Here is a 12,851-nt window from a genome sequence, read left to right as displayed (position 1 = left end):
CGACTTCCCCTAGGGGGACGCACCCGGTGGCCTGGCAAAGCCAGATCCACGGGTGCACTGGCATGGGCGAGCTGACGCCCTCACCGCGGTTACTAAAATGGCCGCCGCGAGCCCTTTTTCTCCTTCTACCTCTCTGCCATGAACATCCTCCGCTTCTCCGATCTGTGCGCCCAAGGCAAGGCCCAAGGCCAGCGCGTCTTCATCCGTGCCGACATGAACGTGCCGCAGGATGACGCCGGCCGCATCACCGAAGACACCCGCATCCGCGCCTCGATCCCCTGCATCCGCATGGCGCTGGACGCCGGTGCCGCCGTTATGGTGACGAGCCACCTGGGCCGCCCGACCGAAGGCGAGTTCAAGCCCGAAGACTCGCTGGCGCCGGTGGCTGCACGCCTGTCCGAACTGCTGGGCCGCGAGGTCCCGCTGGTGGCCGACTGGGTCGACGGCGTGACCGTGGCGCCCGGCCAGGTCGTGCTGCTGGAGAACTGCCGCCTGAACGTGGGCGAAAAGAAGAACAAGGAAGACCTGGCCAGGAAGCTGGCCGCCCTGTGCGACATCTTCGTGAACGACGCGTTCGGCACCGCCCACCGCGCCGAGGGCACCACCTACGGCATCGCCCAGTTCGCGCCCATCGCCTGCGCAGGCCCGCTGCTGTCGGCCGAGATCGACGCCCTGACCAAGGCCCTGGCGCAGCCCCAGCGCCCCCTGGCCGCCATCGTCGCGGGCTCCAAGGTATCGACCAAGCTCACCATCCTGAAGAGCCTGGCCGACAAGGTCGACCAGCTCATCGTGGGCGGCGGCATTGCCAACACCTTCATGCTGGCCGCCGGCCTGCCCATCGGCAAGAGCCTGGCCGAGCCCGACCTGCTGGACGCGGCGCGCGAAGTGATCGCCGCGATGAAGGCCCGGGGCGCGGACGTGCCGATCCCCACCGACGTGGTCACTGCCAAGGCGTTCTCCGCCGACGCACCCGCGACCGTCAAGGCCGCCAAGGACGTGGCCGAGGACGACCTCATCCTGGACATCGGCCCGGAGACCGCCGCCCGGCTCGCCGCCCAGCTCAAATCGGCCGGCACCATCGTCTGGAACGGCCCGGTGGGCGTGTTCGAGTTTGCGGCCTTTGAAAACGGCACCCGCGAGATCGCCAAGGCCATCGGCGAATCCCCCGCCTTCAGCATTGCCGGCGGCGGCGACACGCTGGCTGCCATCGCCAAGTACGGCATCGAAAAGCAGGTGGGTTACATCTCCACCGGCGGCGGCGCCTTCCTGGAGGTGCTGGAGGGCAAGACGCTGCCCGCATTCGACATTCTCGAAAAACGCGCGGTTACCGCCGGTTGATATTTGTTACGTATATAGTCGCAAGCGCATGCGACTGCGCGTAAGCAGTCACATGCAACTGTGACCAAAAACAACGAATTGCGAGCGGCTGGGCGCAGTTACCTCAATTTTTTCTTGTTTTTGTTGAGTATCCCGCCCAGAATTATTTTTCAATCGCGTGGGATGTATCTGTTCATGTCCCCGCCTCTCAAAGTCCGTAGGAGGGAATCATGAAATTTTCAAAAGCAGTCAGCTTGGCGGTACTCGCTGGCGCCGTGGCAACGTTGGCAGGGTGCGCCTACCGTTCGCCCATCCCTCTCGCAGAGAACTTTGAGCTGACGGTCCAACCCAAGGTGCGCTCCGCAGGCCACTGGGAACTGCTCTCCAACGACGTGGTGGCCCAGACGCTGAGCACGCTCGACAAGGCCGGCACGGCCCCCGGCACTGCGCTGTTCGTGGCCCAGCCGCCCAACCCCAGCCCCTTCGACCTGGCTTTCCGTGACTTCCTGATCACCAAGCTCGTGCAAAGCGGCGCGCCCGTGCTGCAAGACCCCGGCCAGACGCTCACCGTCACGTACAACACCCAGGTGGTGCGTCACAACAGCGAACGCCCCCACTTCATCCCCGGCCAGTTCACCATGATCGCTGCGGGCCTGATGGCCGCCTATGGCCTGCGCCACGAGCACATCGACACGCAACTGCTGGCTACGCTGGGCTTCACCGGCCTGGCAGATTACGGCTCCAGCATCAACTCGGGCGGCCCGACCAATACCGAGCTGATCCTGACCACCACCGTCACGCGCGGCGGCCAGTATGTGGCCCGCAAGACCGACGTCTACTACCTGGAGAATGCGGACACGCCGCTGTTCCTGCGTCCGTCCTACTACAAGCACGTCAACATGAAGGTGGTCTCGCAATGAAATCCGCTGCACTTCTGACCGCGCTGGCCGCAGCAGCTTTGCTGGCCGGCTGCGCCAACAATGGCACGACCATCCGCAACGAGCCGACCTACCAGGAAGCCTCGAACAACCAGTTCCTCAACAGCAGCCGCGACGCTGTGTCGAAGCTGACCGCGGGCTTTGACCTGACCGCCACCGGCACCGGCCCCGTCCTCGTGGCCACCGTGGTCAACGTGAACGACCTGAGCCGCTCTGCACCCCTGGGCCGCACCTTGTCCGAGCAATATGCCTCGCACATGGCCGCCACCGGCTTCGATGTGAAGGAAATCAAGCTGCGCGGCGACGTGTTCGTGCGCGAAGGCGCGGGCGAGCTGCTGCTGTCGCGCGAGATCAAGGACATCGCACGCAACCACAACGCGTCGCTGGTGCTCGTGGGCACGTACTCGGCTGCCGCCAACTACACCTACGTGAGCCTGAAGCTGGTGCGCACCGAAGACAGCCGCATCATCCGCGGCTACGACTACGCACTGCCCAACGACCGCGACGTGCAGCGCCTGCTGACCGTGCAGCGCTGAGCTGCAGTCTCCCGACTCCAAGGCCGTTTCGACGGCCTTTTTTATTGCCCCGGCGAAGGCCGTCATGGCTGGCCACCAGCGGCCCAGGCACTGCAGCAGCAGAAAACCGGAAGGCACCGGGCAGCCCCCCACTTAAAATCACGCCCCATGACCTTCACCGACATGCTGCGCGACGCCACGGCGCAGAACAACTCCCTGCTGTGCGTGGGCCTGGACCCGGAGCCCACGCGGTTTCCTGCGGGGATGCAGGGCGATGCGCACAAGATCTACGATTTTTGCGCCGCCATCGTGGACGCCACGGCCGACCTGGTCTGCGCCTTCAAGCCACAGATCGCCTACTTTGCCGCGCACGGCGCCGAAGACCAGCTTGAGCGCCTGATGCAGCACATGCGGGCCAACGCACCGCACGTGCCGGTGATCCTGGATGCCAAGCGGGGCGACATCGGCTCCACAGCCGAGCAGTACGCCAAGGAGGCCTTCGAGCGCTACGGCGCCGATGCGGTCACGCTCTCGCCCTTCATGGGCTTTGACTCCATCGAGCCCTACCTGGCCTACCACGGCAAGGGCGCGTTCCTGCTGTGCCGCACCTCCAACCCGGGTGGCGACGACCTGCAGACTCAGCGCCTGGCCAGCGTGGAGGGCGAGCCGCTGATGTACGAACATGTGGCGCGCCTGGCGCAGGGGCCCTGGAACAAGAACGGCCAGCTCGGCCTGGTGGTGGGCGCGACCTACCCGCAGGAGATCGAGCGCGTGCGCGCCATTGCGCCCACGCTGCCGCTGCTGATCCCCGGCGTGGGCGCGCAGGGCGGCGACGCCGCAGCCACCGTGCGTGCAGGGCTGCGCGACGGCGGGCCGATCATCGTGAACTCGTCGCGCTCCATCCTGTACGCCTCCAAGGGCGACGACTTTGCGGACGCAGCGCGCACCGAGGCGCAGCGCACCCGCGCCGTGCTCGAAGCCTCGCGCAGCCGCTAGGGCGGCGCGGTACCGCCAGCCGACGCACAACGCCACGACCCGTTCGGCCAGCCCCCCACCCCTCCTGCCATGCAGCTCAAGTGGCTTGAAGACTTCATCGTCCTCGCGCAGGAACGCAGCTTCACCCGCGCGGCCGAGCTGCGGCATGTCACCCACCCGGCCTTCGGCCGCCGCATCCGGGCGCTGGAGGCCTGGGCGGGCACGCCGCTGGTCGAACGCACGGGCGGCCCGGTCACGCTCACGCCGGCCGGTCACAGCTTTCTCGAGACGGCAGGCCAGCTGGCCCGCAACCTCGCCCAGTCGCACGAGGAACTGCAAAGCCTGGCCGGCCGGCAGGCCCGCACCGTGACGCTGGCCACGGGCCGCACGCTGGCGCGCACCGTGGTGGCCGACTGGCTGGTGCGCCTGCAGCCGCTGCTGCAAGGTGGCGAGCTGTGCATCCGCACCCGCGCGCTGGCCGACACCGTGGCCCTGCTGGAGCGCAACGAGGCCGACTTCTCGCTGGTCTACCACCACCCGGCGCTCGCCATCCGGCTCGATGCGCGGCAGTTCCTGCACATGACCGTGGCCTCGGACCGGCTGGTGCCGGTGTCGCGCGCCACCGCGCAGGGCCATGCCATGTACCGATTCGGCCCACAGGGCACCACCGATGCCGTGCCCTACCTCGCCTACGCACCGCAGTTGGCCCTGGGCCGGCTGGTGGAGGACCACCTGGCGCACAACCCGCACGCCCCGCGCCTGCAGCGGGTGGTGGAGTGCGACTCGGCCGACGCGCACTACGAATACGTGCAAAAGGGCCTGGGCGTGGCCTGGCTGCCCTGGTCCATGGTGCATGCCGACTGCAAGGCGCGCCGCCTTGCGCCTGCGGGCGATGCGCGCATGGAGGTGCGCTTCGATGTGCGCCTGTACCGGCCCAAGCGCCGCCTGGGGCCGCTGGCCGAGGCACTGTGGAAGGCCCTGTCACAGCGGTGATGCCCCGCCGATGCAGCACGAATGCAGCATCGATGCGGCCTAGGTGCCGCTCAGGTACTGCTCAGGTCCGGCGTGGATGCGACACATGCATTGGTGGATTCATTCATCACGCAGGGGTTTTCCCTGCACAACCGGTACGGATTGGCAACGGTTGGTGCCGTTTCAGCACCAACACAGCAGATCGTATTTTCGACAATGGGTTACGCCGCAGGAAGTTTTACGACACCCGCACCAACCCTGGGCGGCCGCGTAATCCTGACCCCGTGGCGGCTTGCAGCAGCCCACAACACCACCGACCCGGACCCACACCATGCACCATCCGTCTTTGTCCTCCCCCCTGCGCCGCACCGCGCTGCTGTGCGCCCTGGCGGCCCTGGCCGCCGCCCCGGCTTGGGCGCAGCAGGATGCCTACCCCTCCAAGCCCATCACCATCGTCGTGGGCTACCCGCCGGGCGGCAGCACCGACCTGACCGCGCGCACCGTGGCGACCGAGCTGGGCAACAAGCTGGGCGTGCCGGTGGTGATCGAGAACATCGGCGGCGCGGGCGGTGCCATCGGCGCACAGAAGGTGGCCAGCGCGGCGCCGGACGGCTACACGCTGCTGGTGGGCGCCAGCAACGAGATCGCCATCAACAAGCTGGTGACCAAGAAGGTGAAGTACGACGTGAAGGACTTCACCGCCATCGGCCTCATCGCCTCGCAGCCGCTGGTGCTGGTGGCGTCCGCCGGCTCGGGCGTGAAGAACGTGGCCGAGTTCACCCAGAAGGTGTCGAAGAACCCCGGCAAGTTCAGCTACGGCAGCTCGGGCGTGGGCACGTCGCTGCACCTGGCCGGCGAGATGGTCAAGGAGCAGGGCAAGCTGTTCATGACGCACATACCCTACCGCGGCGTGGCGCCGCTGACCAACGACCTCTTGGGCAACAACCTGGAATTCGGCGTGTTCGTGCTCTCCAGCGGCCTGCCGCACATCAAGAGCGGCAAGGTGATCGCCCTGGGCACCACCGAAGCCAAGCGCTCGCCCACCACGCCCGACATCCCGGCCCTGGCCGAGTCGCCCCAGTTCAAGAACGTGGACATCGGCGTGTGGTTCGCGCTGCTGGCCCCGGCCAACCTGCCCAAGCCCGTGTTCGACAAGGTGAAGAAGGCGCTGAACGACAGCCTGCAGTCGCCCGAGTTCCGAAAGAAGATGGAAGCCACCGGCTCCACGGTGGCGGCCACGAACGTGAACATCGACCAGTACCTTGCTGCCGAAGTGGCCAAGTACAAGAAGATCGTTGAATTCGCCAAGATCGAAGAATGAACCCTACCGCCAACCATTCCGCCGCAGAGCCGCTGGTGTTCGAACTGCCCGCGCCCGACATCAGCGCCTGGCGCGCCGGCAACACCGGCACCGAAGGGGTGTGGCACTTCGACTCGGGCCAGCCCGGGCGCCACGTGATGATCAGCGCGCTGGTGCACGGCAACGAGCTGTGCGGCGCCTGGGCGATCCAGGGCCTGCTCGAAGCCGGCGTGCGGCCAGAGTCCGGCTCGCTCACGCTCGCGTTCTGCAACCTCGCCGCGTTCGACCGGTTCGATGCCGCAAGCCACGATGCCTCGCGCTTCACCGACGAAGACCTCAACCGCCAGTGGCTCGACGAGCGCATCGACGCGGCCGACACCGCGGAACGCCGCCGCGCCGGGGCCCTGCGGCCCTTCGTGGCGCGCGCGGACTGGCTGCTGGACATCCACTCCATGCACGAGCCTTCGGCCCCGCTGCTGCTCACCGGCATCCAGCCGCGCAACCTGGCGCTGGCGCGCGCCATGCGCTCACCCGAGCACGTCGTGGTCGACGCGGGCCACAAGGACGGCGTGCGCATGCGCGACTACGGCCGCTTCGGATTGCCCGACAACGATGGAGAGGGCGCGGCCGCCGACACCCGATCGCTGCTGGTCGAATGCGGCTTTCATGGCGACCCCGCCAGCCGCGCCGTGGCGCAGGACCAGTGCGTGCGCTTTCTGGAGCAGTCCGGCGTGATCAGTCCCGCCGCGCTGGCAGCGCAGCTACCCGGCTGGCGCCTGCCCGATGCACCCCGCCAGTGGGCGCTGGAGGTGACCGGCCCGGTCGTGGCCACCAGCAGCGCGTTCCGGTTCGTGGCGCCCTACACAGGCCTCGAGGTGTTTGAAAAAGCGGGCACCGTCATCGGCGACAACGACGGCGTGCCAGTGACCACACCGTACGACGACTGCGTGCTGGTGATGCCCTCGGTGCGCCAGGCCCGCGCGGGCGTGACGGTGGTGCGCTTTGCGCGCCGCAAGGCACTGACCTAGCCAGCCCCTTTGGCGCCGTCCGTGCGCCTGGGCGCACAGGCGCTCTCGCACATCCCATGGCTGGCGCCTGGCAACGCTGGGCCAGCGCCATCGCCCGCCGTGCAGCTTCCCACTGCACGGCTGCCAACCCACCCGCACGCGCCCACGCTGCGGGCGACCTCACCCCCTCCCATGCCCGCTGCATGACCCGCTGTGATGAACAGCCCGGCGTCATGGGGACCACTGTTTTCCACGAATACAAGGACATCGCCATGAAAGTCTGGTTGTTGATCTGGGCACTGCTGCTGGCCCCCTTGAATGCTGCTGCCCAAGAGGTGTCCAAGGACGAAATCGTCCTGGGCCAGTCGGCGTCCTTCACCGGCAGTTTTGCCAGCCAGGCGGCGGCGTACCGCGACGGCGCGCTGCTGTACCTGAACGAGGTGAATCGCCGCGGCGGCATCCACGGGCGCAAGATCCGCCTGGTGTCGCTCGACGACCAGTACAAGCCCGAGCTGGCGGTGGAGAACACCCTCCAGCTCATCGAGCAGCACGGCGCCTTCGCGCTGACCCACTACACCTGGACGCCGGTGGCCCGCGCGGTGATTCCGGTGGCGACGAAGTACAACGTCCCGTTCTTTGCGCCGTACACCGGCGCCAGCGACGTGTACCGCTCCAGCAGCCCCATGGTCTTCACCGTGCGCGCGAGCTTCCATGCCGAGCTGGAGGCGATCATCCGGCACGTCACCACGCTGGGCATCCGCAGGATTGCGTTCGTGCGCTACACCAGCAAGACGGGCGACGAGCTGCTCGCCGAGCTGGAGCCTTTGCTCAAGCAATACGGCGCCACCCTGGTGGGCACCGGCAGCATGGCCAACAACTCTGCCCAGCCAAAAGACGCCATCCGCCAGCTCGCGCCCGTCGAGACCCAGGCCGTGCTGCTGGGCGTGTCCGGCACCGACGCCGTGGCTTTCATCCAAGGCTACGAGGCCGCCACCGGCCGCAAGGCGCAGTACTACGCCCGCAGCCTCGTCGGCGCACGGCAACTGGCGCAGGAGCTGGGCGACCAGGCTTTCGGCATCTCGGTCACCCAGCTGGTGCCCAACCCGTTCAAGCAGGTGGTGGAGGTGAGCAAGGAGTACAACCGCCTGCTCAAAAGCAGCGGGGCCGGCGCCCAGCCCGACTACATCTCGCTGGAGGGCTTCATCGCCGCCAAGGTGTTCTGCGCAGCGCTGCAGCGCACCGGTCCGGCACCGACGCGCGCGGGCTTTTTGCAGACGCTGTCCCGGATGAAGGTGGATGTGGGCGGGTTCGAAGTGACTTTCAGCCCCGGCAACCACAACGGCTCGGACTTCGTGGACATGACCATGATCGGGCGCCAGGGCAGGCCGATCAACTGACCGGGGGACGGGGGCAGGTTGCGCCGCCACGACGGCACGACGGCACGACGGCACGACGGCACGACGGCACGCCCATTTCAATAGCAAACAATGGGGCGGTGAATCGGTAGCGGGCTATCTTCTCTGGAGCCTGGGCCCCAGCACCACACAGGCAAGCGCCGCCACGATCAGCGCAATGCCCGCCCACTGCCAGGGCGCCACGCCTTCGCCCAGCAGCAGCATCCCCGCGGTGAGCCCGACCACGGGCACCGCCAGGCTGAACGGCGCCACGCGGTTGGCGGGGTAGCGCTGCAGCAGGTTCGTCCACAACGCATTGCCGACGGTGTTGGCCGCCCAGCCCAGGTAAGCGACGGCAGCCCAGCCCGACAGCGGCACGCTGGCGAGGGTGTCCCACTGCAGCCAGCGCGCGGCGTCGGGGTCGAACACTGCCGACAGTGCGATGAACGGCACGATGGGTACCACGCTGCTCCAGATCACGAAGGCCAGCGGGTCGTAACCCGGGCTCGCGTTCTGTGCCAGCCGCGCCACGATGTGCGATGCGGCCCACATCGCAGCAGCGCACAGCGTCAGCAGCAGGCCTGCCAATGTGGTGGCCTGTGCGGCGCTGACTACGGTGCCGTGACCGAGGTGGTTCATCGCAAAACACGCCAGGCCCAGCGCCGCCAGCGCCAAGCCCCACAGCAGCGGACGCCCCGGCTTCTCGCGCAGCAGCGCAAACGCGAACAGGGCCGTGAAGAACATCTGGGTCTGCAGCAGCACGCTGGCCAGGCTGGCCGTCATGCCCGCCTTCATCGCAATGAACAAGAACCCGAATTGCCCCACGCCCTGGAACAGACCGAACCACAGCACCCAGCGCCAGTGCACGCGCGGCGGCCGGATCATCAGCAGCAGCGGCAGCGCCGCAAACACATAGCGCGCCACGCCCAGCTGAAAGGGGCTGAAGCTGCGCAGCCCCCATTTCATGGCCACGAAGTTCACGCCCCACAACACCACCACGACCAGCGCGATGATCAGGTCTCGCGCCCGCAGCGGTGGCGCCGCCTGCGCCGTGCCGTGCGCGGTCACTGCGCGCTGCGGGCCGCGTCGATGTGGGCCTGCACGCGCTGCGCCAGCGCGATGTCGCCGGGGGTCTCGGGGCTCCATTTGTCGATGGTGCGGGGCTGCTCGTCGGAGTCCACCGCGGTGTAGACCGCCACGCAGTGCAGCACCTCTTGCTGCGGCTCGCCGTGCAGGCCGCCGCTGCGCACCTCCACCGCCAGCTGCATGGCCGTGTCCGTGGTCGCCGCCAGGCGGGCATGCACTTCGACCAGGTCTCCGGGCCGGATGGGGTGCATGAACTGCGCGCCGCCGACGAACTCGGTGATGCACGGCCCCTTGGCCCAGGCGCTGGCGCAGGCAAAGCCGGCTTCATCCACCCAGCGCAGCACGGTCCCGCCGGGCACGCGGCCGGCCTGCGGCAGGGTGCTTTGGGACGCCAGGAAACGCAGGGTGATCGATTGCATGCGGGTGCTCCATCAAAACGGTGCAGGGGGTGTAAAGCCATTATCACCAGCCACCCGGCGCGCTGCAGGGGGCGCCGCGTCAGTGCAGCCCGCGCGCGAACGTAGGTGCAGCGCCGGTGGTGCGCAGGCCCGGGGCCGGCGCCACAGCTTGACCTGAGTCAACACCCTGCAGGCCGCACTTGCCTACATTGCGTAGCAACCCTGCGGCCCCGGCCTGCCGCGCCGCCCACCGGCGATGGCCGACCACGCCAGAGCCGGCTTTCACCTTGCACGCCCCGGCGTGCCGCCCTGCCATGTCACTGCTTCACCGACTGAACCTGCTCGAAAAATTCCTGATCCTCGGAACCCTCGGGCTGATGATGAGCGCGCTGCCCACGTACGTCTATGTGGCCGACGCCCTGCGCGGCATCGGCCACGCCCGGCAGGAGGCCCGCGGCGTGCCGCCTGCGCAGGCCGTCACGCGGCTGGTGCAGGCGGTGCAGGTGCACCGGGGCCTGTCGGCCGGCATGCTGGGCGGCGATGAGTCGCTGGCGGCACGCCGCCCCGCTGCGCGCGAGGCGGTCGAGGCCGCGCTGCGCGACGTGACCGAGCGCTTTGCCAGCGCACAGGTGCCCGCGGCCCAGGCTGCGGCCTGGACGGACGCACAGCAGGTCTGGCGCGCGCTGGAGCAGGCAGTGGCCGCGCGCGGCATCGAGCTCGCGCAGAGCACGGCGCAGCACACGCAGCTCATCGGCTCGCTGCTGCAGCTGAGCGCGTCGCTGGTGCACGCCTACGGCCTGCAGATCGATCCCGAAGCGCCCACGCAGGCGCTCATCCAGTCGTCGCTGATCCAGGCGCCGCTGCTCGGCGAAAAGCTGGGCCTGCTGCGCGCGCAGGGCGCGGGCGCGCTCGGCCGCGGCCAGCTCAGCCCCGAGGCCCAGGGCCAGATGCTGGTGCTGCAGCAGCGCGTGGTCGAGCTGCAGGGCGACACCTTCGGCGGGCTGGAACGCGCGCTGCAAGGCGATGCGGCGCTCCGGCAGGCCCTGGGCAGCGGCGTGCAGGACATCCGGGCGCAGATCCAGCAATCGCTGCAGCTGGCCGAGCGCGAGGTGATCAACGCGCCCGAACTCAAGATGGCCTCCAAGGACTACTTCGACGCGCTCACGCGCACCATCGATGCGCTCAACACGCTCAACACGCAGTCGTTGGCCAGCCTCGCCCAGGCGCTGCAGGACCGCGTGGCGCGGCTGCAGCAAAGCCTGCTGTGGGTGGCGGTGGCGCTGGCGGTGACGCTGTCGGCCACCTGCGCGATGGCCCTGGTGTTCGTGCGCTCGATGACGCAGCCCCTGAAGCAGGCCGTGGGCCTGGCGCGCGCGGTGGCCCAGGGCGACCTGGGCGGCGCGCCCATCGCCCACGGCACGAACGAAGTGGGCCAGTTGCTGCAGGCGCTGCTGCAGATGCGCACGCAGCTCACCGGGGTGGTGCGCCAGGTGCGCAGCGGCTCCGAAAGCGTGGCCACGGCCAGCGTGCAGATCGCGCAGGGCAACACCGACCTGTCGGCCCGCACCGAGAGCCAGGCCAGCGCGCTGGAGGAAACCGCGGCGTCGATGGAGCAGCTGAGTTCCACCGTGCGGCAGAACGCCGACAGCGCCCGCCAGGCCAGCCAGCTGGCCGACAGCGCCAGTACCGTGGCGGCGCAGGGCGGCGAAGTGGTGGCCCAGGTGGTGCACACCATGCAGGGCATCAACGCGTCGTCGCAGAAGATCTCGGACATCATCGGCGTGATCGACTCGATCGCGTTCCAGACCAACATCCTGGCGCTCAATGCCGCGGTCGAGGCCGCCCGCGCCGGCGAGCAGGGCCGCGGCTTTGCCGTGGTGGCCAGCGAAGTGCGCAGCCTGGCCGGCCGCAGTGCCGGGGCCGCCCGCGAGATCAAGGCCCTCATCAGCGCCAGCGTGGAGCGCGTGGAGCACGGCACCGCCCTGGTGGACCGCGCAGGCAGCACGATGAACGAGGTGGTCAGCGCCATCCGCCGCGTGACGGACATCGTGGGCGAGATCAGCACCGCCAGCCACGAACAGTCCCTGGGCGTGGCCCAGGTGGGCGAGGCCGTGACGCAGATGGACCAGGTCACGCAGCAGAACGCCGCGCTGGTCGAAGAGATGGCCGCGGCCGCCGGCAGCCTGCAGCTCCAGGCCGAAGACCTGGTGCAGGTGGTGTCGGTGTTCCGCCTGGGGGACGAAGACAGCGTGCGCCAGCAGGCCGCCTCGCCCACACATCCATCGCTACGAATTCGATAGCTGCTAGCGCTTTACAGACAAGCGGTAGAGGTCGGTTTACCTTAAAATCCGCCCCCTCAACCGCCTGCCACGCCGCGCTCGATGCCCAGCGCAGCCAGCTCCGCATCGCTGAACACCCGAGAGCGCGTATGGAACGCCTTGCCCTCGGGCCCCTCCAGCGAAAACGTCCCGCCCGTGCCCTCGATCACGTCGATGATGAGCTGCGTGTGCTTCCAGGTCTCGTACTGCGCGCGGCCGATGTAGAAAGGGCAGCCGCCGATATCGCCCAGATACACATCGCCCGCGCCCATCGTGATCTCACCGGGCAGATAGCAGTTGGCCGCACTGTTGTCACAGCAGCCGCCCGACTGGTGGAACATCAGCGCAGGCCCATGCTTGGCTTGCAGAAAGGCCACCAGCTCCAGCGCGGCAGGTGTGGCGATGACTTTGTCGACCATGGGTGTCTCCTGATTCACAAGCATCAATGGCAGTGATCCGGCCCGCTGGAACAGCGGACCGGCAGCAGCGCCTCCAGCGGTTCACAAACCGTTCCTGGCTAGGGATCCTCTGCACGGATCGAGCTGCCAAGTGTGCGCTGCGGATCGGGATGGAGTGCAAGGCGCAAAACGCAGCAATAGCCGTAGCTATTGCGAGTATTTGCAACGCCGCA

At 68.2% G+C, this 12,851-nt stretch carries 12 protein-coding genes; 9 read left to right on the top strand and 3 right to left on the bottom strand.

Features of this window, described 5'->3' with window-relative positions:
• The first annotated feature begins 138 nt into the window (after positions 1-138).
• The 8 genes from ACIGHN_RS25700 (at position 139) to ACIGHN_RS25665 (ending at position 8,421) form a co-directional block, all read left to right on the top strand.
• Entirely contained in the window at positions 139-1,338 is a 1,200-nt protein-coding gene (locus tag ACIGHN_RS25700; RefSeq protein WP_396506977.1) for a phosphoglycerate kinase, read from the top strand.
• Between the two features lie 209 nt (positions 1,339-1,547).
• Positions 1,548-2,237 carry a hypothetical protein gene (locus ACIGHN_RS25695; RefSeq protein ID WP_056411093.1) on the top strand — a complete coding sequence of 230 codons (690 nt, stop codon included), beginning with the start codon at positions 1,548-1,550 and terminating at the stop codon, positions 2,235-2,237.
• Positions 2,234-2,791, top strand: a complete 558-nt coding sequence (locus ACIGHN_RS25690) for a FlgO family outer membrane protein (protein ID WP_056411090.1) — start codon at positions 2,234-2,236, stop codon at positions 2,789-2,791. Before ACIGHN_RS25695 ends, ACIGHN_RS25690 begins: the two co-directional genes overlap by 4 nt.
• 147 nt (positions 2,792-2,938) lie before the next feature.
• Positions 2,939-3,766, top strand: a complete 828-nt coding sequence (pyrF, locus tag ACIGHN_RS25685) for an orotidine-5'-phosphate decarboxylase (RefSeq protein ID WP_396506975.1) — start codon at positions 2,939-2,941, stop codon at positions 3,764-3,766.
• A 69-nt stretch (positions 3,767-3,835) separates the two neighbouring features.
• Positions 3,836-4,738, top strand: a complete 903-nt coding sequence (locus tag ACIGHN_RS25680) for a LysR family transcriptional regulator (protein ID WP_396506973.1) — start codon at positions 3,836-3,838, stop codon at positions 4,736-4,738.
• Between the two features lie 310 nt (positions 4,739-5,048).
• Positions 5,049-6,038 carry a tripartite tricarboxylate transporter substrate binding protein gene (locus tag ACIGHN_RS25675; RefSeq protein ID WP_056411084.1) on the top strand — a complete coding sequence of 330 codons (990 nt, stop codon included), beginning with the start codon at positions 5,049-5,051 and terminating at the stop codon, positions 6,036-6,038.
• On the top strand, positions 6,035-7,045 hold the full coding sequence (locus ACIGHN_RS25670) for a succinylglutamate desuccinylase/aspartoacylase family protein (RefSeq protein WP_396506971.1): 1,011 nt from the start codon (positions 6,035-6,037) through the stop codon (positions 7,043-7,045). The genes ACIGHN_RS25675 and ACIGHN_RS25670 overlap by 4 nt, the downstream gene beginning before the upstream one ends.
• 251 nt (positions 7,046-7,296) lie before the next feature.
• The gene (locus ACIGHN_RS25665; RefSeq protein WP_396506970.1) at positions 7,297-8,421 is read left to right on the top strand and encodes an ABC transporter substrate-binding protein; all 1,125 of its coding nucleotides are present in this window, start codon (positions 7,297-7,299) and stop codon (positions 8,419-8,421) included.
• Between the two features lie 114 nt (positions 8,422-8,535).
• Here ACIGHN_RS25665 and ACIGHN_RS25660 read toward each other — a convergent pair whose 3' ends face one another.
• Both ACIGHN_RS25660 and ACIGHN_RS25655 read right to left on the bottom strand, forming a co-directional pair.
• Positions 8,536-9,486: an EamA family transporter gene (locus ACIGHN_RS25660; protein WP_396506969.1), complete on the bottom strand. Its 951-nt coding sequence runs from the start codon at positions 9,484-9,486 to the stop codon at positions 8,536-8,538.
• Entirely contained in the window at positions 9,483-9,923 is a 441-nt protein-coding gene (locus tag ACIGHN_RS25655) for an acyl-CoA thioesterase (RefSeq protein ID WP_056411072.1), read from the bottom strand. The genes ACIGHN_RS25660 and ACIGHN_RS25655 overlap by 4 nt, the downstream gene beginning before the upstream one ends.
• 293 nt (positions 9,924-10,216) lie before the next feature.
• On the opposite strand from ACIGHN_RS25655, the gene ACIGHN_RS25650 reads away from it, so the two are divergent.
• Complete coding sequence (locus tag ACIGHN_RS25650; protein ID WP_396506967.1) at positions 10,217-12,202, top strand: methyl-accepting chemotaxis protein; 1,986 nt, start codon at positions 10,217-10,219, stop codon at positions 12,200-12,202.
• Positions 12,203-12,258: 56 nt separating this feature from the next.
• On the opposite strand, the gene ACIGHN_RS25645 is transcribed toward ACIGHN_RS25650, so the two are convergent.
• On the bottom strand, positions 12,259-12,639 hold the full coding sequence (locus ACIGHN_RS25645) for a DUF779 domain-containing protein (RefSeq protein WP_056171337.1): 381 nt from the start codon (positions 12,637-12,639) through the stop codon (positions 12,259-12,261).
• Positions 12,640-12,851: the final 212 nt, after the last annotated feature.

Source organism: Acidovorax sp. NPDC077693, assembly GCF_044542805.1.
GTDB lineage: Bacteria > Pseudomonadota > Gammaproteobacteria > Burkholderiales > Burkholderiaceae_C > Acidovorax.
Note: the sequence above shows the minus strand (reverse complement) of the source record. Positions and strands in the feature narration are given on the sequence as shown.

Coding starts and splice junctions, on each gene's coding strand:
- ACIGHN_RS25690 (WP_056411090.1), top strand. CDS start 2,234: ATGAAATCCGCTGCACTTCTGACCGCGCTGGCCGCAGCAGCTTTGCTG.
- ACIGHN_RS25645 (WP_056171337.1), bottom strand. CDS start 12,639: ATGGTCGACAAAGTCATCGCCACACCTGCCGCGCTGGAGCTGGTGGCC.
- ACIGHN_RS25695 (WP_056411093.1), top strand. CDS start 1,548: ATGAAATTTTCAAAAGCAGTCAGCTTGGCGGTACTCGCTGGCGCCGTG.
- ACIGHN_RS25680 (WP_396506973.1), top strand. CDS start 3,836: ATGCAGCTCAAGTGGCTTGAAGACTTCATCGTCCTCGCGCAGGAACGC.
- ACIGHN_RS25665 (WP_396506970.1), top strand. CDS start 7,297: ATGAAAGTCTGGTTGTTGATCTGGGCACTGCTGCTGGCCCCCTTGAAT.
- ACIGHN_RS25650 (WP_396506967.1), top strand. CDS start 10,217: ATGTCACTGCTTCACCGACTGAACCTGCTCGAAAAATTCCTGATCCTC.
- ACIGHN_RS25675 (WP_056411084.1), top strand. CDS start 5,049: ATGCACCATCCGTCTTTGTCCTCCCCCCTGCGCCGCACCGCGCTGCTG.
- ACIGHN_RS25700 (WP_396506977.1), top strand. CDS start 139: ATGAACATCCTCCGCTTCTCCGATCTGTGCGCCCAAGGCAAGGCCCAA.
- ACIGHN_RS25670 (WP_396506971.1), top strand. CDS start 6,035: ATGAACCCTACCGCCAACCATTCCGCCGCAGAGCCGCTGGTGTTCGAA.
- pyrF (WP_396506975.1), top strand. CDS start 2,939: ATGACCTTCACCGACATGCTGCGCGACGCCACGGCGCAGAACAACTCC.
- ACIGHN_RS25655 (WP_056411072.1), bottom strand. CDS start 9,923: ATGCAATCGATCACCCTGCGTTTCCTGGCGTCCCAAAGCACCCTGCCG.